The organism is Pseudomonas sp. YQ_6, from assembly GCF_043103245.1.
In the GTDB taxonomy this organism is placed as follows: domain Bacteria; phylum Pseudomonadota; class Gammaproteobacteria; order Pseudomonadales; family Pseudomonadaceae; genus Aquipseudomonas; species Aquipseudomonas alloputida.
Genome location: NZ_JBICJR010000038.1, coordinates 298243 through 318494, shown reverse-complemented (window position 1 = coordinate 318494; position 20252 = coordinate 298243). Strand labels below are relative to the sequence as shown.

At 61.1% G+C, this 20252-nt stretch carries 18 protein-coding genes and 1 pseudogene; 14 read left to right on the top strand and 5 right to left on the bottom strand.

The features are described 5' to 3' along the window. The 3 genes and pseudogenes from ACF8FG_RS13270 to ACF8FG_RS13260 form a co-directional block, all read left to right on the top strand. Positions 1-3463: type I secretion C-terminal target domain-containing protein (locus ACF8FG_RS13270; RefSeq protein ID WP_392518848.1), on the top strand; the 3463-nt coding region annotated here is incomplete at its 5' end. 145 nt (positions 3464-3608) lie between these two features. Next, positions 3609-3950 (top strand): hypothetical protein, encoded by a 342-nt coding sequence (locus ACF8FG_RS13265; RefSeq protein WP_003255921.1) that lies wholly within the window; start codon positions 3609-3611, stop codon positions 3948-3950. 79 nt (positions 3951-4029) lie between these two features. Continuing rightward, positions 4030-4143: pseudogene (locus ACF8FG_RS13260) on the top strand (ABC transporter permease); the annotation flags it as partial. A gap of 187 nt (positions 4144-4330) precedes the next feature. Here the strand turns inward: ACF8FG_RS13260 and ACF8FG_RS13255 are convergent. Together ACF8FG_RS13255 and ACF8FG_RS13250 are read right to left on the bottom strand one after the other, a co-directional pair. After that, complete coding sequence (locus ACF8FG_RS13255) at positions 4331-5275, bottom strand: RHS repeat-associated core domain-containing protein (RefSeq protein ID WP_318080102.1); 945 nt, start codon at positions 5273-5275, stop codon at positions 4331-4333. Positions 5276-5575: 300 nt separating this feature from the next. Beyond that, positions 5576-6136: a WYL domain-containing protein gene (locus ACF8FG_RS13250; RefSeq protein ID WP_392518846.1), complete on the bottom strand. Its 561-nt coding sequence runs from the start codon at positions 6134-6136 to the stop codon at positions 5576-5578. A 207-nt stretch (positions 6137-6343) separates the two neighbouring features. On the opposite strand from ACF8FG_RS13250, the gene ACF8FG_RS13245 reads away from it, so the two are divergent. The 7 genes from ACF8FG_RS13245 (at position 6344) to ACF8FG_RS13215 (ending at position 14358) form a co-directional block, all read left to right on the top strand. Further along, positions 6344-7138, top strand: a complete 795-nt coding sequence (locus ACF8FG_RS13245) for a tetratricopeptide repeat protein (RefSeq protein WP_014589291.1) — start codon at positions 6344-6346, stop codon at positions 7136-7138. Positions 7139-7271: 133 nt separating this feature from the next. Continuing rightward, positions 7272-7724 carry a MarR family winged helix-turn-helix transcriptional regulator gene (locus ACF8FG_RS13240; protein ID WP_026031987.1) on the top strand — a complete coding sequence of 151 codons (453 nt, stop codon included), beginning with the start codon at positions 7272-7274 and terminating at the stop codon, positions 7722-7724. Beyond that, positions 7721-9808: an FUSC family protein gene (locus ACF8FG_RS13235; RefSeq protein ID WP_318080098.1), complete on the top strand. Its 2088-nt coding sequence runs from the start codon at positions 7721-7723 to the stop codon at positions 9806-9808. Before ACF8FG_RS13240 ends, ACF8FG_RS13235 begins: the two co-directional genes overlap by 4 nt. Next, positions 9805-10017, top strand: a complete 213-nt coding sequence (locus tag ACF8FG_RS13230; RefSeq protein WP_003255905.1) for a DUF1656 domain-containing protein — start codon at positions 9805-9807, stop codon at positions 10015-10017. The genes ACF8FG_RS13235 and ACF8FG_RS13230 overlap by 4 nt, the downstream gene beginning before the upstream one ends. Beyond that, on the top strand, positions 10014-10889 hold the full coding sequence (locus ACF8FG_RS13225; RefSeq protein WP_010951565.1) for an HlyD family secretion protein: 876 nt from the start codon (positions 10014-10016) through the stop codon (positions 10887-10889). The genes ACF8FG_RS13230 and ACF8FG_RS13225 overlap by 4 nt, the downstream gene beginning before the upstream one ends. Next, entirely contained in the window at positions 10886-12304 is a 1419-nt protein-coding gene (locus tag ACF8FG_RS13220) for a TolC family protein (protein ID WP_318080095.1), read from the top strand. The genes ACF8FG_RS13225 and ACF8FG_RS13220 overlap by 4 nt, the downstream gene beginning before the upstream one ends. Positions 12305-12414: 110 nt before the next feature. Beyond that, positions 12415-14358 (top strand): FTR1 family protein, encoded by a 1944-nt coding sequence (locus ACF8FG_RS13215; protein ID WP_318080094.1) that lies wholly within the window; start codon positions 12415-12417, stop codon positions 14356-14358. Positions 14359-14420: 62 nt separating this feature from the next. On the opposite strand, the gene ACF8FG_RS13210 is transcribed toward ACF8FG_RS13215, so the two are convergent. Both ACF8FG_RS13210 and ACF8FG_RS13205 read right to left on the bottom strand, forming a co-directional pair. Continuing rightward, entirely contained in the window at positions 14421-14666 is a 246-nt protein-coding gene (locus tag ACF8FG_RS13210; RefSeq protein ID WP_392518844.1) for a TIGR02647 family protein, read from the bottom strand. Positions 14667-14735: 69 nt separating this feature from the next. Next, positions 14736-15038, bottom strand: coding sequence for a hypothetical protein (locus tag ACF8FG_RS13205; RefSeq protein WP_010951568.1), 303 nt, complete (start codon positions 15036-15038; stop codon positions 14736-14738). Between the two features lie 148 nt (positions 15039-15186). On the opposite strand from ACF8FG_RS13205, the gene ACF8FG_RS13200 reads away from it, so the two are divergent. Continuing rightward, positions 15187-15849, top strand: coding sequence for a glutathione S-transferase (locus tag ACF8FG_RS13200; RefSeq protein ID WP_019439226.1), 663 nt, complete (start codon positions 15187-15189; stop codon positions 15847-15849). A gap of 124 nt (positions 15850-15973) precedes the next feature. Here the strand turns inward: ACF8FG_RS13200 and argH are convergent, their stop codons facing one another. Then, complete coding sequence (gene argH / locus ACF8FG_RS13195; RefSeq protein ID WP_014589296.1) at positions 15974-17368, bottom strand: argininosuccinate lyase; 1395 nt, start codon at positions 17366-17368, stop codon at positions 15974-15976. A gap of 297 nt (positions 17369-17665) precedes the next feature. On the opposite strand from argH, the gene ACF8FG_RS13190 reads away from it, so the two are divergent. From ACF8FG_RS13190 to ACF8FG_RS13180, 3 genes are all read left to right on the top strand, one after another. Continuing rightward, positions 17666-18409, top strand: a complete 744-nt coding sequence (locus ACF8FG_RS13190) for a LytTR family DNA-binding domain-containing protein (RefSeq protein ID WP_010951571.1) — start codon at positions 17666-17668, stop codon at positions 18407-18409. Between the two features lie 119 nt (positions 18410-18528). Then, positions 18529-19470, top strand: a complete 942-nt coding sequence (hemC, locus tag ACF8FG_RS13185; RefSeq protein ID WP_014589297.1) for a hydroxymethylbilane synthase — start codon at positions 18529-18531, stop codon at positions 19468-19470. Further along, a complete protein-coding gene (locus ACF8FG_RS13180; protein ID WP_318080091.1) occupies positions 19467-20234 on the top strand; it encodes a uroporphyrinogen-III synthase in 768 nt (255 codons plus the stop codon). Before hemC ends, ACF8FG_RS13180 begins: the two co-directional genes overlap by 4 nt. Positions 20235-20252: the final 18 nt, after the last annotated feature.

Here is a 20252-nt window from a genome sequence, read left to right as displayed (position 1 = left end):
CAACGACTCTGTGATCAAATCGATCGCAACCGTTGAAGGTGCGGATGTCGGCAAGTTCGAGCAGCTGACACTGGACAAGACCCCGGTAAGCACCGCCGTGACCGACGAACCCGGTACGGGAACTCCGGGCACCGGCAACCAGGGTGATGTCACTACCGTCGGTATTACCGGCACGACTTCTCTGACCGAGGGTGAAACCGGCCAGTACACCCTGACGCTGAGCAACGCGGCCAAGTCCGAAGTCACTATCACCCTTAGCTACAGCGGTACCGCCAATAACGGTGAGGACTTCACCGGTATCGCGACGGTGAAGATTCCGGCCAACAGCACAGGCACGACCTTCAACATCGCTACCCTCAACGACAAACTGGTCGAAGGTACCGAGAACTTCGTCGTGAAGATCGAAACCGCCACGGGTGGTAACTTCGAGAATCTGCAGGTCGATAGCAGCAAATCGAGCGTGACGACCACCATTCTCGACAATGACCACCTGCCGGTTTCGCCTGGCGGCGCGGTATTTGGCGTGGAGGACACCGATTACGTGTTTGCCTGGAGTGATTTCAAAGTCACTGATGCCGATGGCAACACTGATCTATCCGTGACCATTACCTCGCTCCCGGCCGCCGGCAACTTGCAGTTCTTCAACGGTACTGCATGGGTAAATGTGGCCGTTGGCCAGGTGGTCAGCCAGGCTGATATCACTGCCAAGAACCTGAAGTTCGTCCCGGCCCTCAACCAGTCGGGTGCGGACAACTACGGTGGTAATGGTGTGGGTAACCAGAAGGCTGACTACGCCCAGTTCAAGTTCAAGCCGAACGATGGCACCAACTTGGGCAGCGAAGTGACCATGAAGGTCGATATCAGCCCGGTTGCCGACAAACCGACCCTGAGCTTCGGCAGCGCCGATATCGAGTCCAAAGGGCTGACCAAGGAAGTCTGGGCCAGCCTCAAAGGCCTGGGTACTGGCGGCAACGGCATTACCGGCGAGGATCTGAAGACGGTCTTTGCCAACTCCGGCAGCGCGAACTCCAGCAGCACCACGACCAACGTGCAGTCCGATGGCAGCGTCACCGCTGGCACTGGTTCGAAAACGTCGGGCCTGATCTACCTGGAAGCCGGCAAGGTCTATACCTTCAGCGGTTCGGCCGACGACAGCTTCGTGCTCACCATCGGTGGCAAGACTGTAGTCACGGCCACCTGGGGAGCCGGTGGCGGGGTGTCGGGGACCTTTACCCCGAATACCAGCGGCTACTACCCGATCGAGGTCTACCATGCCAACCAGTCCGGCCCAGGCAGCTATGACCTGAACATCCAGGTAGGCTCCGGTACCGTTACCGACCTGAGCAGCTCGAACGTCAAGATGTACCAGAACGTTACCGAGATGGCGAACGCAGGCCTGGGTGTGTCCGACCTGCACACCGTGAATGGTCAGAGCTACTACGACGGCTACAAGCTCAACGAAGGGCCTGAGGGTGGTTCGGTGAAACTGGTCGGTATTTCCACCGCCCTGACCGACACCGACGGCTCTGAAAGCCTGAACGTGACACTCAGCGGTATCCCGAAAGGTACCGTGTTGAGCGATGGTGCAGGCCACACGGTCACGGTCGGTACTGCCCCGGTCGATGTGACAGGCTGGAAACTCAGCAGCCTGACGCTGACCCCGCCGGCCTATTACAAAGGCTCGTTCGACATCACGGTCACCTCGACTGCCACCGAAAGCCTGGGCGGCTCGGCCATCACCACCGGCAAAATCCCGGTGACGGTGTACGCTGCGACCTACAAGGCCAGTGTGGGTACCTCGGGCAATGACACGATGACCGGTAGTGAAGGCAACGACATCATCGTCGCTGACGTATCCGGGCTGAACGTGGTTCAGGGCAAGAACTACAACATCGCCTTCATGGTCGACAGCTCGGGCAGTATGAGCGACAAGTCGATTGCCGACGCCAAGACGCAGTTGGCCTCGGTGTTCAACACGCTCAAGGCCAGCCTGGGCTCGGACACTTCGGGTACCGTAAACATCTTCCTGGTCGACTTCGATACCCACGTAAACAAGAACGTGGCAGTGAACCTTGCCGACCCGGATGCTTTGAGCAAGTTGCAAGCGGTATTGAACTCGATGGTGGGCGGCTACTACGGTGGCGGTACCAACTATGAAGACGCGTTCAAGACCACGTCCAACTTCTTCAACAGCACCATGGCCACCAGCAACAAAGGTGCGGAGAACCTGACTTACTTCATTACCGACGGTAAGCCAACCTATTATCAGAGCGATGAGTCCACCAACCCTAGCCTGTGGAAGAATGGCAAGAGCCTGGATGATGTAGTCAACGTCAACAACTACAAGATGGGTGACACGTTCAGTGCCTGGGCCGACGCGACTCACAAGGTCGAGATCAGCAGCAATGGTGTGGTCAAAGTGCTGACCTATACCGAGAACCGCCGAGGTGAGTTGGTGCTTGACTCCACCAAGACGGTCGGCACCCTTCATGCGCAAGGTGATGGAACCTATGAGCTCTCCAGCCTGGGCGGTACCGGCTACGCGGATTACTGGAACTTCGTCTACTCGGCCGCAGGTTCTACTGAAAGTTTCGCAGTATTGGGCGGCACCAATGGCTTGAGCAAAGTCCAGGCTATCGGCCTGAACAGCGATGTCACGCTGAACGATCTGAAACCGTACGACAGTGCCGGCAAGCCACAGACCAATATCGACCCGTCCGATTTGGCCAAGGCGATTCTCGGTCACTCCGAAGCAACGGTGCCAGGTGCCGACACCATTGATAGTGGTAATGGCAACGACATCATCTTCGGTGACCTGATCACCCTCAACGGTGTCGTCAGCGAGGGCTACCAGGCCCTGCAGACGTACGTTGCACAGAAGAGCGGTGTTGAAGTCGGTGCTGTCACTACCAGCAATGTTCACCAGTACATCACCGAGCACTACACCGAGTTCGATATCTCCGGTGCCAAAGACGGCAATGACATCCTGTCGGGCGGCAATGGCAATGACATCCTCTTCGGCCAAGGTGGCAGCGACACGCTCGATGGTGGCAAAGGTAACGACATCCTGCTGGGCGGTACTGGCAATGACACCCTGATCGGTGGCCAGGGCGACGATATCCTGATCGGTGGCAGCGGTGCCGACACCTTCGTATGGAAGGCTGGCGATATCGGTAACGACGTGATCAAGGACTTCAACAAGGCCGAGGGTGACCGTATCGACCTGAAGGACCTGCTGCAGGGCGAGAAGGGCAGCACCATCGACAACTACCTGAAGCTCACCACGGTTGAGGGTACGACCACGTTGCAAGTCAGCAGCGAAGGCAAGCTCAACGCCGAAGGTGGTATCGCCAACGCCGACGTGACCATCAAGCTGGAAGGCGTCAACTGGTCCAACCAGACGATCAACTCGTTGATCAGCGGTGCCGATCCGACCATCATCATCCACAACAAGGACAGCTGACAGACCACCGGGGCCGCACAGCGGCCCCGGCTCTTTCCTGCCACCCGCCAACAGCGCATACTCTGGCGCCGGGCCTGCGCGCCCGGCGATCTTTGCCTATGCTGCTGTCTACCAACAAGGAAACAACGTGACGAGGGACATCGCCATGTTCTACGTGCAACGCAACGCCGCCGGCCAGTTGCTGCGGGTGGAAGCAGCCGCGTTTGATCAGTTCACCGAAATGCTCCCTTCAGACCATGCCGATATCCAGGAATGGTTTGCCGATGATGTCGTGGAAAACAGCCTCAACCAGCTCAAACAAAGCGACCTGGACATGATCCGCGTGCTTGAGGACCTGATCGACGTGCTGACCGCCAAGGGCGTGTTCAAGATCACCGACCTGCCCGCCGGTGCGCAGGCCAAGTTGCTCAACCGTTCCACGGCGCGCAAGGCGCTCAGCAGCCTCAACAACCTGATTGACGAAGAAGAGCAGGGCGGGCTGATCTGACTGCAGGCGGTCCCCGCCGCAGGACAGTTATATGGTTGTACTTCAAGGGAATCTGGTGCTTGCGGCCTTGCCGTCAATCAAGCTGTGTGCCGGGTTGGCGGTGGTGATCCTGATCGGTCTTCTGGCGGAAGGGCTGGTGTTCAATAACCTGGAGGGGTTGACCGTGCTGCGTTGGGAGACGCCGCGTGGATGACCCGCACAAGCACCGAAGCGGTAAATCAAACTTATCAATATACGCCAGCCCCTCGCGCAGGTCCCCGCCACGGAGCAAAAGGTTGGGCTGGTTACATACGTATGCTGAAGCCGTCATCTTCAGAAACATTGAAAATGGATTCTTAAATGCAGCTGTCTAAACTTTATGTGCAAGGATAAGGAAAGATTCATGGCTCTTGCCGGATAACACTTACATTAAACTCGTCGTAATGCATGGAGTCGTGTATGCCAGTCATGTTTTTAATGGTATTTATTGGGGCTTCATTTAGATCGCCTGCCAATTTTTTTATGTGATTAGCATAGGCGGATCTGGACGGTATGCCCGTAACGGTTGTTGTGCCTAAATCGTGTTTGATTGCCATTGCCCACATTGATGCGGCTACAAGGTCTATGTAGTCATTTTGATTTTCTAGCATGCTGTTCTGAATCGAAGTGATTAGCTTTTTATGAGAGTTTATTTGGTTTACGATAGGTTGAAGGTTTGGATATGGCGGGGTGTCAATCGCTTCTGTATTGATCCCTTTTCTTTGTGCGGCAGTCTTTGCTTCGAGGCGGGCCTTCCGTTCATTGTAAGTCTTGAGCTTGTCAGTAGCTTTTTTAAGTAATTTTAGTGTGGGGCTAGAGGGACGAGCGCTTTTGTTAGAAACTTTACCGTGCCCGCTCGGGTCCGAGTGGTTTAGTGGGTCATTTTCACAATAAGCGTAGGCATTGAGACCGCCAGCGCCAAAGGGGCTCCAGACATCAGGAGTGAAAAAACGCATTAAAGACGAGCTGAACAATCTGTAACTACCCAGCAAATAGCAGTTCATCGAGGCTTCGGGCAACTGCCCATTAAATCGCAATCGACCACTGCTCTGAAATCGTTCTTTAGTGTAACCATATGGCGTATAGGCTAGGTTCACTAACGCGTTGGCATTTTTTGTGCAGATGACACTCCCGCTTGAGTCATCACCCGGTAAAATGGCGTAAGGTTCCCTCCCTGGCGGGAGGAGCTGTTCGCTGATGAGCTTTCTGTTGGCACGCAATGCCATCCAGGCTTCGTCTTGCGTCAACAATGTGCACAGCTGTTGGCCTTGATAGAAACGCCTGAGAATCTGGTCGCGACGTGACATTGTTAATCTCCTGTGATTCGGTAGGGCTGTAAAGACAGCATGGATGCAGACGCCATTTCGAACAACTGGTAAAAATACCAGTTTCAATGCGCAGGAGAGTAAAGCTCTTGGTGAGAGTGAATTGCTGCCGAACTTAGATTGTTTGCAGTCTTGTGCTCAAAATATTGAGTAGCTGAAATACGGTAAGATGTAGAACTAATTTGTAATCCTGTTTACACCTCTTCGTGGGAAAGCCCGCGTCTATAAGAATAGGATCAACTTGTGTAGGCGCGGGTTTACTGGCGAAGAGGCCGGTACAGGCTACAAATTCTGGTACTGAGCTGCCGCATTGCTCAGAATCCTGCCAATCTCTTCCCGCAAGCTGGCAGGCTGCTCTACCACCACCCTGTCCCCATGGCTCAACAGCCACCAGCGTAATGGCCAACCGTCACTTACCGTGCCGCGTAATCGATGCCCATGCTCCAGCGCCGTCAGTTGCATGTCGCTGCTCAACGGCGCATCCCGCAACTGCCGCGCCAGTGCATCGCTGATTCGCGCCACCAGCTCCACGCCCTCACCCTGCGATGGCTGCAATGCATCCCCTCGCAGATGTGTCAGCAAGTCGAAATTGCCGCGCAATTCGCCCACAGCACTGGCCGACCAGTGCCAACCGAACGGAATGCTCTTGTCATTGCGCTCCAGCGGGAATATCAGCGAAAGCTCGTTGAGGTCACGCTCGACAGTGCGTTTGCTGACCGTGAAGCCCACGTCACGCAGGCGCCAGACCAGCTCGGCGCTGGTTATGCCTGGGGAACGGCTGGGCAACTGGCGCAGCAGCGCCCACTGTCGGCTGAGGGTGGCGCGAGTGGTGGCGAACGGCAAAAGATAACGTCCTTGTCTAGGCTTGCCGCAATAGGATGGCGGCATGCGAGGGGCATGGCAATTGGCCACAGCCTGCTCAGATCAAGGAAGTCGCATTTGGTTGCCTCGTGCCGAATCGTTCGCGACAGGTTTTGACGTGACATCACGCAGAATCACGCCTCATCACAGCCGAAGGTTGGGGTTGTGCGTCGTTCAATGAGGATGAACATGTCTGTTGCCAGCAATATCCATTCGCTACTTGCCCGCCTTCTGCCCGAGCGGGTCATCGCCCCTCCTGCCCCGGCAGGAAGGCGACAGCGGCTGTTTTCCGGTGTGGGCTTGCCCAGCCAGCGGTCGCTGCTGGTCAACCGCCTGGATGAGGCCAACGACCTGCAGGCGGTGTATGTCGACCTGCGTCGCCAGGCATTGCAAGGCAGCGTGTCCGCATTGAACGACCTCGGCTGGATCTGGCTCAACGGCAAGTACTGGCGGGCCGATACCGTGCTGGCCGGGCACCTGTTGCGCATGGCGGCCCTGCAGGGCAATGCTGCTGCCTGGTTCAACCTTGGCCAGCAGCACTACTTCGGCAAAGGCATCGACCCTTCCTATGTGCAGGCGGCGGAGTGTTACCGGCAGGCCTTCGACCGCGGCATGCTGCATGCCGCCGCCGCACTGGGTGACCTGTACGAGGAGGAGGTGTGCGACGGTGACCTGGAATGGCAGGTTGACCTGGTGCAAGCCTATCAGTGGTTCTTGCGTGGCGCCGAACAGGGCGAGGCGCGTTGTCGTTTTGAAGTGGGCTACCGGTTGATGCATGGGCTGCACGTAGAGGCCAACCTCAAGGCAGCGCTGTACTGGCTTGAGCTGGCGGCAGCGGCGGGGGTGGTGCAAGCGGCAGAGGAGCTGGCGGTGCATTTCAGCAGCCGTGATGCGGTGCGGTATCAGGAGTGGCGGGACCGGGCGGTGCAGATGGGCAGCACATTGGCCTTGACCATGAAGCTGGAAGACCAGATCCATCCCTGAGTATGTCTCTTCAGTGCTGACTGAAAAATGAACAACATTTAACCCAGGCTATCCGTCGCCCCCTGTTGACGACAGGGGGATGTCGGGGCGTATATTGATAGTTAGCAAACTATGAATATATTTGGTTTTCTTCATGTCCCTTGATTTCCTGCGCCTGCAAGTCAGCAGTGGCCTGGTAGTCGCTGCCCGCCACTGGCGGCGCATCTGTCATACCGCCTTGACCGGCTACGGCATTTCCGAGGCCTGCGCTGCACCGCTGCTGATGATCGTGCGCCTGGGCGACGGCGTGCACCAGGTGGCTGTTGCCCAGGCCGCCGGGCTGGAAAGCCCGTCGCTGGTACGCCTGCTTGACCAATTGTGCAAAGCTGGCCTGGTGTGCCGCAGCGAGGACCCACTGGATCGCCGCGCCAAGGCACTAAGCCTGACCGCCGAAGGCCGTGCCCTGGCCGAAGCCATCGAAGCCGAACTGGTGCGCTTGCGCCGCGATGTGCTCGGCGGTATCGATCAGGCCGACCTGGAAGCTGCCTTGCGCGTGCTTCATGCCTTTGAGGCTGCCGGCCTGGGCAGTGCAGGCGGGGTGGCATGAACGGCTTCTTCAGCTCCGTCCCTCCGGCCCGTGACTGGTTCTACGGCGTGCGCACCTTCGGCGCGTCCATGATTGCCCTGTACATTGCTTTGCTCATGCAACTGCCGCGCCCCTACTGGGCCATGGCGACGGTGTACATCGTCTCCAGCCCCTTCGTCGGCCCGACCAGCTCCAAGGCGTTGTACCGTGCCGTCGGCACGTTGCTCGGCGCTGGCGGGGCAATCTTCCTGGTGCCGCCGCTGGTGCAGTCACCGTTGCTGCTGAGCATCGCCATTGCCCTGTGGACCGGCACCTTGCTGTTCCTTTCGCTGAACCTGCGCACGGCCAACAATTACGTGCTGATGCTGGCCGGTTATACCCTGCCGATGATTGCCTTGGCTGTGGTGGATAATCCGCTGGCAGTGTTCGATGTGGCTTCTTCTCGCGCGCAGGAAATCTGTTTGGGAATCGTCTGCGCGGCAGTCGTCGGGGCTATCTTCTGGCCACGTCGGCTGGCGCCGGTGGTAGTCGGTGCCACCGGAAACTGGTTCACCGAGGCGATTCGCTACAGCGACACCTACCTGGCCCGCGATGCCAGCGCCGACAAGGTCGGCGGTATGCGCGGAGCGATGGTCACCACCTTCAACTCGCTGGAGCTGATGATCGGTCAGCTCGCCCACGAAGGTGCTGGCCCGCATACCCTGAAGAACGCCCGCGAATTGCGCGGGCGGATGATCCATCTGCTGCCGGTGATCGACGCCCTCGGCGACGCACTGGTAGCCCTGGAAGGCCGCGCCCCGGCCCAGTTCGCCCAGCTTCAACCCGTGCTTGAAGCCGCTCGTGAATGGCTCAAAGGCACTGCCGACAGCGCTTCGGTAGCGCACTGGGCTGCGTTGCACGAGCAGATCGGCCGCCTGCAGCCCGCTACAGCCGCCCTCGACCAGCGCGCCGAGCTGCTGTTGTCCAACGCCCTGTACCGCCTGACCGAATGGGCCGACCTGTGGCAGGACTGCTGCACCCTGCAGCACGCCCTGCGTACCGATGATGCCAAGCCTTGGCGTGCGGTGTATCGCCACTGGCGGCTGGGCCGCCTCACAGCGTTTTTCGACCGTGGCCTGATGCTGTACTCGGTAGCCTCCACGGTCCTGGCGATCGTGGTCGCCTGCGGCCTGTGGATCGGCCTGGGCTGGAACGACGGCGCCAGTGCGGTAATCCTCGCGGCAGTTGCGTGCAGCTTCTTCGCCGCCATGGACGACCCGGCACCGCAGATCTACCGGTTCTTTTTCTGGACGCTGATGTCGGTCATCTTCTCCAGTCTGTACCTGTTTTTGGTACTGCCCAACCTGCATGACTTCCCGATGCTGGTGCTGGCCTTTGCCGTGCCGTTCATCTGCATAGGTACCCTGACCGTGCAGCCGCGCTTCTACTTGGGCACCTTGCTGACCATCGTCAACACGTCGACCTTCATCAGCATCCAGGGCGCCTACGACGCCGACTTCTTCACCTTCCTCAACTCCAACCTTGCCGGCCCCGCGGGCCTTCTGTTCGCCTTTATCTGGACCCTGGTGATGCGCCCGTTCGGCGTGGAGCTGGCGGCCAAGCGCATGACCCGCTTCGCCTGGCGCGACATCGTCGAAATGACCGAGCCTGCGACCTTGGCCGAACACCGCCAGGTTGGCGTACAGATGCTCGACCGCCTGATGCAGCACCTGCCACGTCTGTCGCAAACCGGCCAGGACAGTGGTGTGGCAGTGCGCGACCTGCGCGTGGGGTTGAACCTGCTCGACCTGCTGGCGTACATGCCGCGCGCCGGCCAGCAGGCTCGCGAGCGCCTGAACACTGTGGTCGAGGAAGTCGGTGCGCACTATGCCGCCTGCCTGCGTGCTGGCGAACGCCTGCATGCCCCGGCCGCACTGCTGCGCAACATGGAACGCGCTCGCCTGGCGCTGAACCTGGATGAGCTGTACGAGCGCGGCGATGCCCGCACCCACCTGCTGCATGCCCTGAGCGGCCTGCGCCTGGCGCTACTGCCGGGGGTGGAGGTGATGCTCGAACCCGCCGAACAACCGCAACTGCCCCCCGGGCTCGACGGAGCGCCCTTGTGATTGGTGAACTGGATATCAGCGGGGTGTTCCTGCCCACGCTGCTGGTGATGATGTTTGGCACCTACCTGCTATTCCTGGGGGTGCACGCGGTGCTGGTGCGCCTGCATTTCTACCGCCTGGTCTGGCACCGGGCGTTATTCAACGTTGCCCTGTATGCCGTGCTGCTCGGCGCGGTGGACCACTTTTGTCGAAACCTGATGCTGCCATGAAAAAACCTTTGCTGACCTTGGGCCGTGTGGTCCTGACCTTGCTGGTAGTGACCTTCGCCGCCGTGCTCGTGTGGCAGATGGTGGTCTACTACATGTTTGCCCCCTGGACCCGTGACGGCCATATCCGCGCTGACGTGATCCAGATCGCCCCCGATGTGTCGGGATTGATCCAGAAGGTCGAGGTGCGCGACAACCAGACCGTCAAACGTGGCGACGTGCTGTTCACCATCGACCAGGACCGCTTCACGCTGGCCCTGCGTCAAGCCAAGGCAACCCTTGGCGAGCGCCAGGAGACCCTGGCCCAGGCTTCCCGCGAAGCACAGCGCAACCGCAAGCTGGGCAACCTGGTGGCCGCCGAGCAACTGGAGGAAAGCCAGTCCCGCGAGGCCCGTGCGCGTTCGGCCGTCAGCGAGGCGCAAGTGGCGGTCGATACCGCCCAGCTCAACCTTGACCGCTCGGTGGTGCGCAGCCCGGTAGACGGCTACCTCAACGACCGCGCGCCGCGTAACCACGAGTTCGTCACCGCTGGCCGCCCGGTGCTTTCGGTGGTCGACAGTGCCTCCTACCACGTCGACGGCTACTTCGAGGAAACCAAGCTGGGGGGTATCCATATTGGTGACGCCGTGGATATCCGCGTGATGGGCGACAATACCCGCCTGCGCGGCCATGTGCAGAGCTTCGCCGCTGGCATCGAAGACCGCGACCGCAGCAGTGGCGCCAACCTGCTGCCCAACGTCAACCCAGCGTTCAGCTGGGTACGCCTGGCCCAGCGCATTCCGGTGCGCATCGCCTTTGACGAAGTGCCGCAAGACTTCCGCATGATCGCCGGGCGTACTGCGACGGTGTCGATCATCGAGGGCCAGCGCCCATGAAACAGCTGATCCTGGCTGGCCTGTGCCTGTCGCTGGGGGCCTGCATGATGGTGGGGCCCGACTATGAGGTGCCTGGGGATGCGGCCGTGCAACGCAATGACCTGAACGGCCCGCTGCGCCAGGATGCCGACAGCGTCGTGTCGGCGCCGGTCCCCGAGGACTGGTGGCAGCTGTATCAGGATCAGCGGCTGAACGAGCTGGTGCGTCAGGCGCTGAGTGCCAACACCGAACTGCGCGTGGCGGCAGCCAACATCGCCAAAGCTCGCGCTCAGGTGGAGGTGGCTGAATCGCAAGGCGGCTTCAACGGTGGCGTCAAACTCGGCGCTCAGCGGTTGCAGGAGTCGGGCGAAGCCTTCCTGCAGCCTGAGAAGGTGCCGGTAGCCAACATCGGTGAGGCCATCATCAGTGCCTCGTACCAGTTCGACCTGTGGGGCACCTTCAAGCGTGGTACCGAGGCTGCCAAGGCAAATGCCGATGCGGTGCAGGCCGCTGCCGACACGGCCCGCATCACGCTTGTGGCGGACGTGGTCAAGGCATATACCCAGGTGTGCTCGGCCAACGAGGAATACCACATTGCCCGCGAGTCCCTCGATTTGCAGGAGCAAAGCGTGAAACTCAACCAGCGCCTGCGCGATGCTGGGCGTGGCGATGAAACCCAGGTCACCCGCTCGCAGACCCAGTTCAAATCCTTGCGTGCCGAACTGCCACGCTTCAAGGCCGAACGCGAGACGGGCATGTACACCCTGGCCGCGCTGCTGGCCAAGCCGGTCGACCAACTGCCCGCCGGAACCGCCGATTGTGCCGAGTTGCCGCACCTGAACCAGCTGGTTCCTGTGGGCGATGGCGCGGCGCTGCTCAAGCGCCGCCCCGACGTGCGCCAGGCCGAACGCCAGCTGGCTGCCGCCACCGCCTATATTGGCGTGGCTACCGGCGCGTTGTACCCGGACATCAGCATTGGCGCCCAGGTTGGCACCATCGGTATCCTGGAGAACCTTGGCGAGCCTTCGACCAACCGCTGGGGCTTTGGCCCGCAGATCAGCTGGAGCATCCCCACCAACGGCACCCGTGCCCGTATTCGCATGGCCGAGGCCTCGACCCAGGCGGCCCTGGCGCACTTCGATGGCGTGGTGCTGAACGCCATTCGCGAGACCCAGACCCGGCTGGCACAGTACAGCGCCTTGCTCGATCGGCGCGATGCGCTGGCCGAGGCGGAGAAGTCGGCGAAGGAAGCCGCGGACCAGACGCACCGGTATTATCAGGCAGGGCGTGAGTCGTTCCTGGCGGATTTGCAGGCCACGCGGACCTATACCGATATGCATGCGCAGTTGGCTGCAGCCAATAGTCAAGTGGCGCAGGGACAAATTGCCGTGTTCCTGGCGTTGGGTGGTGGTTGGAAGGGCACCGCCAAGCCCTGATGCGATCCTTGAGGGCTGGTCCTCTATGCCCTCCACTTCATCTGATTTGTAGCAAGATTTTTCATGAAATCTGCCCAGCACCCTTGAGTGAAGCAAAGTGGAAGTGAACAATGTTCTCTTTCGCATTTCCTTCGAGACTGGCCATGAAAACCCGTTCCCGTCTGCTTGCCTGGCTGCCGGCTGCATTGCTCGGCCCGGTGCTGGCGCTGTGCAGCACCTTGGCGCTGGCCGAGTCCCCCGCCCATGCTGCCAAAGCCCAGCACCTGCTGGACTACATTGGCGCCGACTACCCGCCGACCGTGCAGGACGGCAAGGTGATCGACGAGGGCGAATACCGCGAGCAACAGGAGTTCAGCGCGGTATTGGCTGACCTGGTCAAAGGCCTGCCCGCAAATACTGAACAAGCGGCTTTGGAACAGGGCGTCCAGGCGCTGCGCCAGGCCATCGACCAGCGTCAGGAAGGTACTGCGGTCGCCAAACAGGCCCGGCAGTTGGGTGCGCGACTGGCGGTGGCCTACGAGGTCAGCCAGGCCCCGGTGATTACCCCGGACCCCGCCCGCGGCGCTGCGCTGTACGCACAGAACTGCTCGATCTGCCACGGCGACACCGGCGCCGGCGATGGCCCGGCTGGCGTGGGCCTGGAGCCTGCACCCGCCAACCTGCGCGATGTCTCGCGCCTGGATCAGTTAAGCCTGTTCGACCTCTATAACACCCTGGCCCTGGGTATAGACGGCACCGAAATGCCGTCGTTTGCCGACCAGCTGGACGACCGCCAACGCTGGGATGTGGCCGCGTATATCGCCAGCTTCACCGCCAAGCCGGAAGCGGGCAAAGGTGACAAGACCTGGAGCCTCGCCGACCTGGCTCGCCAAACCCCGGCCGAAGTCGCCGTCAACGAAGGCACTGCGGCCGTCGAGGCATTCCGCGCCCAGCGTGCCCAGCCGCCGCAGGTAAAGCGCGGCCCGGCGCAATTGCTCGAATACACTGCCAGCACACTGGACAAGAGCCTGGCGGCCTACCGCGCAGGCGACCACGATCAGGCCTATGACCTGTCAGTGGCGGCCTACCTGGAGGGTTTCGAGCTGGTGGAAAGCTCGCTGGACAACATCGACACCCAGGCGCGCAAGGACACCGAAAAATCGCTGATGGCCTACCGTCAGTCCCTGCAGGACGGCCTGCCCGAGGCCCAGGCCGAACAGCGTCTGGCCGACGCCAAAACCAAGCTCGAGCAGGCGGCCAAGCTGCTGGGCAGCGATGGCCTGAGCTGGACGCTGAGCTATATCTCCGGTTTGCTGATCCTGCTGCGTGAAGGCCTCGAGGCGATTCTGGTGCTGGCGGCGATCCTGGCCTTCCTGCGCAATACCGGGCAGCAGTCGGCAGTACGCAGCGTAAACATCGGTTGGGGTCTGGCGCTGGTTGCCGGCTTCGCCACCTGGGCGCTGGCGGCCTATGTGATCGATGTGGGGGGCGCTCAGCGCGAACTTCTGGAAGGCTGCACGGCGCTGTTCGCCGCGGTAATGGTGCTGTGGCTTGGCGTGTGGATGCATGACCGCCGCCACGCTGCCGCCTGGAAGGACTACATCAAGAGCAGCCTGGTCAGCGGTGGCGGGCGCTTCGGCTTTGCCGTGCTGGCATTCTTCTCGGTATACCGCGAATTGTTCGAAGTGATCCTGTTCTACGAGACCCTGTGGCTGCAGGCAGGCCCCGCCGGGCATCAGGCGGTGCTGGCGGGTGGCGCGACGGCACTGGTGCTGCTGGTGGGCCTGGCCTGGGTGATTCTGCGGGGTTCGGCCAAGCTGCCGCTATCGCTGTTCTTCAGCATCAACGCCGCGCTGCTGTGCGCGCTGTCGGTAGTATTCGCCGGGCATGGCGTGAAGGCGCTGCAAGAGGCCGGTGTGCTGGGCACACGGCCAGTGGCGTTCTTTGAGTTTGACTGGCTGGGGATTCATGCCGATGCCTACTCGCTGTCGGCGCAAGCGGTAGCCTTGCTGGCCATCGTGTTCCTTTACGGCCGCTCGTGGCTGGCGGAAAAGCGCAGTGCTGCGGTCAACTGACTGGAGCCTTCGCGGTCCCACAGGGACCGCGCAGGGTCTCAGATCTTGCGCAAGCCTGATGCTCAGGCCGGCTGTGGCGTCTTGAGAATGTTCTGTAGCAATTGGACACTTTCAACGGCGTCATGACCCAGGCTGGTCAGGTAGCCGCCATCCGGCTGATCGGTCAGCCCCTTCTCATGCAGGCGTTGCGCAGCCGCGATCAGGGCAGGGGATGCGGTGCTGGTTATCTTGATGCCTTCCTGGCTGCTGTCGTGTTTGAACAGCGCGAGTACTTCCATTTCGTCGATCAAATCGGGGGTAAAAGGCATGGCGACTCCTGACTTCCAGACAAGGATTGCGGCACTTTCTACGGTGCCTGATCTTCGAGTGTAGCCGGGTTATTCGTCGTCGCCTTGATCCATCTCAGGCGGCAGCTCCGGCAGTGCCCGCAGAGCGTTCTCATACCACTCGCCGTTGAACGCACGGTCCTCTACCAGCATGTTGTCGATTTCGAAGGCCAGCACATGGGCCATCAGGTTCAGAATGTCTTCACGCTCATAGCCGACCAGCGTCAGCTTGTTGAACGTGGCCTTGGCCGCAGGCGGCTCGCCGCTTTCGATCTGGTTTTCGATGGCCTGGGTCAGCGTTGCCTCGGCGAAGGCTTCGTCGTCGTCATTGTCGATGTCGGTGGGCTCGCTCATCGCGGTACTCCTAGGATGGGATGCAACAGTGTGCCATGCCTGTGGCGGCAATGCCCGAGCATTGACGGAGTGCATGACGCTGGTCAGTGGCAGGTGTTCAGTCTATAAAGGCCACGCCAACCCCTTACGGCCTGGAGGCTGTTTCGTCATGCTCAAGCTTTATGGATTCTCGGTCAGCAACTACTACAACATGGTCAAGCTGGCCCTGCTCGAAAAAGGCCTGCCATTCGAAGAAGTCACCTTCTATGGCGGCCAGGCGCCACAGGCGCTGGAAGTGAGCCCGCGGGGCAAGGTGCCGGTGCTTGAAACCGAGCATGGCTTCCTCAGCGAAACCAGTGTGATCCTCGACTATATCGAGCAGACCCAGGGCGGCAAGGCGCTGCTGCCAGCCGACCCGTTCGGCCAAGCCAAGGTGCGGGAGCTGCTCAAGGAAATCGAGTTGTACATCGAGCTGCCTGCGCGTACCTGTTATGCCGAGTCGTTCTTTGGCATGTCGGTCGACCCGCTGATCAAAGAGAAAGCGCGTGCTGACCTGCTGGCCGGGTTTGCCACGCTCAAGCGCAACGGGCGCTTTGCACCTTATGTTGCGGGCGAGCAACTGACACTGGCAGACCTGATGTTCTGCTTCTCGGTCGACCTGGCCAACGCGGTGGGCAAGAAGGTGCTGGACATCGACTTCCTGGCGGACTTCCCGCAGGCCAAGGCGTTGCTGCAACTGATGGGGGAGAACCCGCACATGCCGCGGATCTTGGCGGACAAGGAAGCGTCGATGCCGGCCTTCATGGAGATGATCCGCAGCGGCAAGCGCTGAGTCTGGTGTTGAGCCCTTCGCGGGCATGCCCGCTCCCACAGGTCTGCACCGTTTTTGAAACTTGTGCAATACCTGTGGGAGCGGGCGTGCCCGCGAACGAGGGCGAAGCCCTCGCCTTGGGGGGTTAGCGAGACGCCAACAGGGCCTTGCCACGCACTACGGCAGCACGCACCTGCGCCGGCGCCGTACCACCAATGTGGTCACGCGCATTCACCGAGCCTTCCAGAGTCAGCACGGCAAACACGTCCTGCTCGATCTGGTCGCTGAACTGGCGCAGTTCGTCCAGGCTCATCTCGGCCAGGTCCTTGCCAGTGTCCACACCATACTTCACCGCGTGGCCAACGATCTCGTGGCAGTCGCGGAAAGGCAGGCCGCGGCGAACCAGGTAGTCGGCCAGGTCGGTAGCGGTGGAGAAACCGCGCAGGGCCGCTTCACGCATGATGGCGTGCTTGGGCTTGATCGCCGGGATCATGTCAGCGAAGGCCCGCAGCGAGTCGCGCAGGGTATCGGCGGCGTCGAACAGCGGTTCCTTGTCTTCCTGGTTGTCCTTGTTGTAGGCCAGTGGTTGGCCTTTCATCAGGGTCAGCAGACCGGTCAGGGCGCCGAACACGCGGCCGCTCTTGCCACGTACCAGCTCTGGCACGTCCGGGTTCTTTTTCTGCGGCATGATCGAGCTGCCGGTGCAGAAGCGGTCCGGAAGGTCGATGAACTGGAACTGCGCGCTGGTCCACAGCACCAGCTCTTCAGAGAAGCGCGAAAGGTGCATCATCGCCACGCTGGCAGCGGCGCAGAATTCGATGGCGAAATCACGGTCCGACACGCCATCCAGCGAGTTGCCGGCCACGGCTTCAAAGCCCAGCAGCTTGCAGGTCAGTTCACGGTCGATCGGGTAGGTGGTGCCGGCCAGCGCGGCGCTGCCCAGTGGCATGCGGTTGGTGCGCTTGCGGCAGTCGACCAGGCGCTCATAGTCGCGGCTGAGCATTTCGAACCACGCCAGCAGGTGGTGGCCAAAGGTGACCGGCTGCGCCGTCTGCAGGTGGGTGAAACCAGGCATGATGGTTTCGGCTTCACGCTCTGCCTGCTCCAGCAGGCCCTGTTGCAGGCGGGTGATTTCGGCCAGGATCAGGTCGATTTCGTCGCGCAGCCAAAGGCGGATGTCGGTGGCCACCTGGTCGTTGCGGCTACGCCCGGTGTGCAGCTTCTTGCCGGTGATGCCGATGCGGTCGGTCAGGCGTGCTTCGATGTTCATGTGCACGTCTTCGAGGTCGACACGCCAGTCGAAGTTGCCGGCTTCAATCTCGCCCTGGATGGTTTTCAGGCCATCGATGATGGTGTCGCGCTCGGCGTCACTGAGCACGCCGACCTGCGCCAGCATGGTGGCATGGGCAATCGAACCCATGATGTCGTGACGGTACAGGCGCTTGTCGAAATCTACCGAGGCGGTGAAACGGGCGACGAAGGCGTCGACGGGCTCACTGAAGCGGCCGCCCCAGGACTGATTGGTCTTCTCGGTGCTCATGGATTCACTCATTGCAGGCGTGAACGAAAAAGTGGCGTCGATGATAGCAGGGTTGGGCTGGCTGCCGCAGGGCGCCGGTCGAGAGAAATGCCCGGAAAATCGCAGAGAAGGATTTCAAGGAATGAACGGCAGTGTTCCACGGACCGTCTACAGTTGGACAAAGGACTGGCAGTGAATCTGCCGGGCCGAGTGAATCTTTGGCCATCGCACCGGTCTAGAGCGTGACCGCAGTGTCGCTCGAACCACACCTGTCTACGCTATACCTGTGCGAGACTCATTCAGGAATCCAGCGCAATTATGAATGTCCTGATCGTTGATGACGAACCCCAAGGCCGTGAACGCCTCACCCGGCTGCTCGGCGAACTGGAGGGTTACACTGTGCTGGAGCCCAGCGCCACCAACGGCGATGAGGCCTTGGCGCTGATTGAAAGCCTCAAGCCCGATGTGGTCCTGCTGGACATCGGCATGCCAGGCCTGGATGGCCTGCAGGTTGCCGCTCGCCTGTGCGAACGCGAGGCGCCGCCCGCGGTGGTGTTTTGCTCCGGGGATGATGAATACGGTGCAGAGGCATTCAAGGACAGTACCCTCAGCCATGTGACCAAGCCCTTCCAGGCCCACGCCTTGCGTGATGCCCTGCGCAAGGCCGAAAAACCCAACCGCGCCCAATTGGCGGCGCTTACCCGGCCGGCCAATGAAGGCGGCGGCCCACGCAGCCATATCAGCGCCCGCACGCGCAAAGGCATCGAACTGATCCCGTTACCCCAGGTGATCTATTTCATTGCCGACCACAAGTATGTGACCTTGCGTCACGAAGCCGGTGAAGTGCTGCTTGACGAGCCACTAAAAGCCCTGGAAGACGAATTTGGCGAACGCTTCGTGCGCATCCACCGCAATGCGTTGGTCGCCCGCGAGCGCATCGAACGCTTGCAGCGCACCCCACTGGGTCACTTTCAGCTGTATCTGAAAGGCCTGGACGGCGATGCCTTGACCGTCAGCCGTCGCCATGTGGCCGGTGTGCGCAAGATGATGCAGACCCTCTGAGGCCCTTGGACTCGGCCCGCACCTGCACCTGAACTGCGTATGAGCTGTTGATCCGTATCTGCAAGCGATACCGGCGATGCTGTTATGATCGACGGTATTTCTCTGGATCGGGGCGTTTCATGTCCACTCGCGAAATCCGCATTGCCACCCGTAAAAGTGCTTTGGCCCTGTGGCAGGCCGAATACGTCAAGGCCCGCCTCGAGCAGGCTCACACCGGTCTGCAGGTGACCCTGGTACCCATGGTCAGCCGCGGTGACAAGTTGCTCGACGCGCCGCTGGCAAAAATCGGCGGTAAGGGGCTGTTCGTCAAGGAACTGGAAACCGCGCTGCTGGACAACGAAGCCGACATCGCCGTGCATTCGATGAAGGACGTGCCCATGGACTTCCCCGAGGGCCTGGGCCTTTACTGCATCTGCGAGCGTGAAGACCCGCGTGATGCCTTCGTTTCCAATACCTTTGACAGCCTCGAAGCGCTGCCCGCCGGCAGTATCGTCGGCACCTCAAGCCTGCGCCGTCAGGCCCAGTTACTGGCGCGCCGCCCGGACCTGCAAATCCGTTTTCTGCGCGGCAACGTCAACACCCGCCTGGCGAAGCTGGATGCCGGCGAGTACGACGCCATCATCCTCGCCGCCGCGGGCCTGATCCGTCTGGGCTTCGAAGACCGCATCACCTCCACCATCAGCGTCGATGACAGCCTGCCGGCAGGTGGTCAGGGTGCGGTGGGCATCGAGTGCCGCAGTGCGGACGTTGAGATCCATGCACTGCTGGCGCCACTGCACCATGTCGACACCGCTGACCGGGTGATGGCCGAGCGCGCGCTGAACAAACGCCTGAATGGTGGCTGCCAAGTGCCGATCGCCTGCTACGCGGTCCTTGAGGGTGACCAGTTGTGGCTGCGTGGCCTGGTCGGCCAGCCTAGCGGCGGGACCTTGCTGGTGGCCGATGCCCGTGCACCCCGTGCTGCCGCCGAGGCCCTGGGCGTACAGGTGGCCGAAGACCTGCTGGGGCAGGGCGCCGAGGCCATTCTCAAGGAAGTCTACGGCGAGGCCGGTCACCCGTGAGCCAATGGCGCCTGTTGCTGACCCGGCCTGCCGAGGACTGTGCGGCGCTGGCGCAAAGCCTGGCGGCTGCGGGAGTGGGCAGCAGTTGCCTGCCACTGCTGGAAATTGAACCTATTACCGTGCAAGCCCCACAGCGACTGTCGCTGGAGGGCTTGCATGACTTCCAGGCGATCATTGTGGTCAGCAAGCCGGCCGCCCGGCTGTTGCTTGAGCATCTGGCCGAGACCAGCATCCAGCCTCCGCAGCGAGGCTGGTTCACCGTGGGTGAGGCAACCGCCGGGGTGCTGCAGGGTACTGGGCTGGAGGTTAGCTTTCCGCCGCGTGGCGATGACAGCGAAGCCTTGCTGGCACTGCCGGCCCTGCGCCAGGCACTTACCGAGCTGGCACCGCGTGTCTTGATCGTTCGCGGCGTCGGAGGTCGCGAACTGCTGGCAGAGCGTCTTGCAGAGCAAGGTGCTAGTGTCGAATATCTGGAACTGTATCGTCGCTGCCTGCCGGCCTACCCGGCGGGTACGCTGATGCGCCGCATTGAAGCGGAACGCCTCAATGGCCTGGTGGTCAGCAGTGGGCAGGGTTTTGAACATTTGCAGCAGATGGCCGGTGCCGATTGGCTGCGGTTGGCCCAGTTGCCGCTGTTCGTGCCCAGCCCGCGGGTCGCCGAGCAGGCCAAGGCCGCCGGGGCCCAACAGGTTGTGGATTGCCGTGGCGCCAGTGCCACGGCCTTGCTGGCAGCCGTGCAGCGTAGCGCTGCACCTGCCTCTTAAGGCGCTAAGCTGAATGCG

Coding starts and splice junctions, on each gene's coding strand:
- ACF8FG_RS13255 (WP_318080102.1), bottom strand. CDS start 5,275: ATGTCACGTCGCGACCAGATTCTCAGGCGTTTCTATCAAGGCCAACAG.
- ACF8FG_RS13210 (WP_392518844.1), bottom strand. CDS start 14,666: ATGCCTTTTACCCCCGATTTGATCGACGAAATGGAAGTACTCGCGCTG.
- ACF8FG_RS13240 (WP_026031987.1), top strand. CDS start 7,272: ATGTCCCTTGATTTCCTGCGCCTGCAAGTCAGCAGTGGCCTGGTAGTC.
- ACF8FG_RS13215 (WP_318080094.1), top strand. CDS start 12,415: ATGTTCTCTTTCGCATTTCCTTCGAGACTGGCCATGAAAACCCGTTCC.
- ACF8FG_RS13235 (WP_318080098.1), top strand. CDS start 7,721: ATGAACGGCTTCTTCAGCTCCGTCCCTCCGGCCCGTGACTGGTTCTAC.
- ACF8FG_RS13225 (WP_010951565.1), top strand. CDS start 10,014: ATGAAAAAACCTTTGCTGACCTTGGGCCGTGTGGTCCTGACCTTGCTG.
- ACF8FG_RS13245 (WP_014589291.1), top strand. CDS start 6,344: ATGTCTGTTGCCAGCAATATCCATTCGCTACTTGCCCGCCTTCTGCCC.
- argH (WP_014589296.1), bottom strand. CDS start 17,368: ATGAGCACCGAGAAGACCAATCAGTCCTGGGGCGGCCGCTTCAGTGAG.
- ACF8FG_RS13265 (WP_003255921.1), top strand. CDS start 3,609: ATGTTCTACGTGCAACGCAACGCCGCCGGCCAGTTGCTGCGGGTGGAA.
- ACF8FG_RS13205 (WP_010951568.1), bottom strand. CDS start 15,038: ATGAGCGAGCCCACCGACATCGACAATGACGACGACGAAGCCTTCGCC.
- ACF8FG_RS13190 (WP_010951571.1), top strand. CDS start 17,666: ATGAATGTCCTGATCGTTGATGACGAACCCCAAGGCCGTGAACGCCTC.
- ACF8FG_RS13220 (WP_318080095.1), top strand. CDS start 10,886: ATGAAACAGCTGATCCTGGCTGGCCTGTGCCTGTCGCTGGGGGCCTGC.
- hemC (WP_014589297.1), top strand. CDS start 18,529: ATGTCCACTCGCGAAATCCGCATTGCCACCCGTAAAAGTGCTTTGGCC.
- ACF8FG_RS13200 (WP_019439226.1), top strand. CDS start 15,187: ATGCTCAAGCTTTATGGATTCTCGGTCAGCAACTACTACAACATGGTC.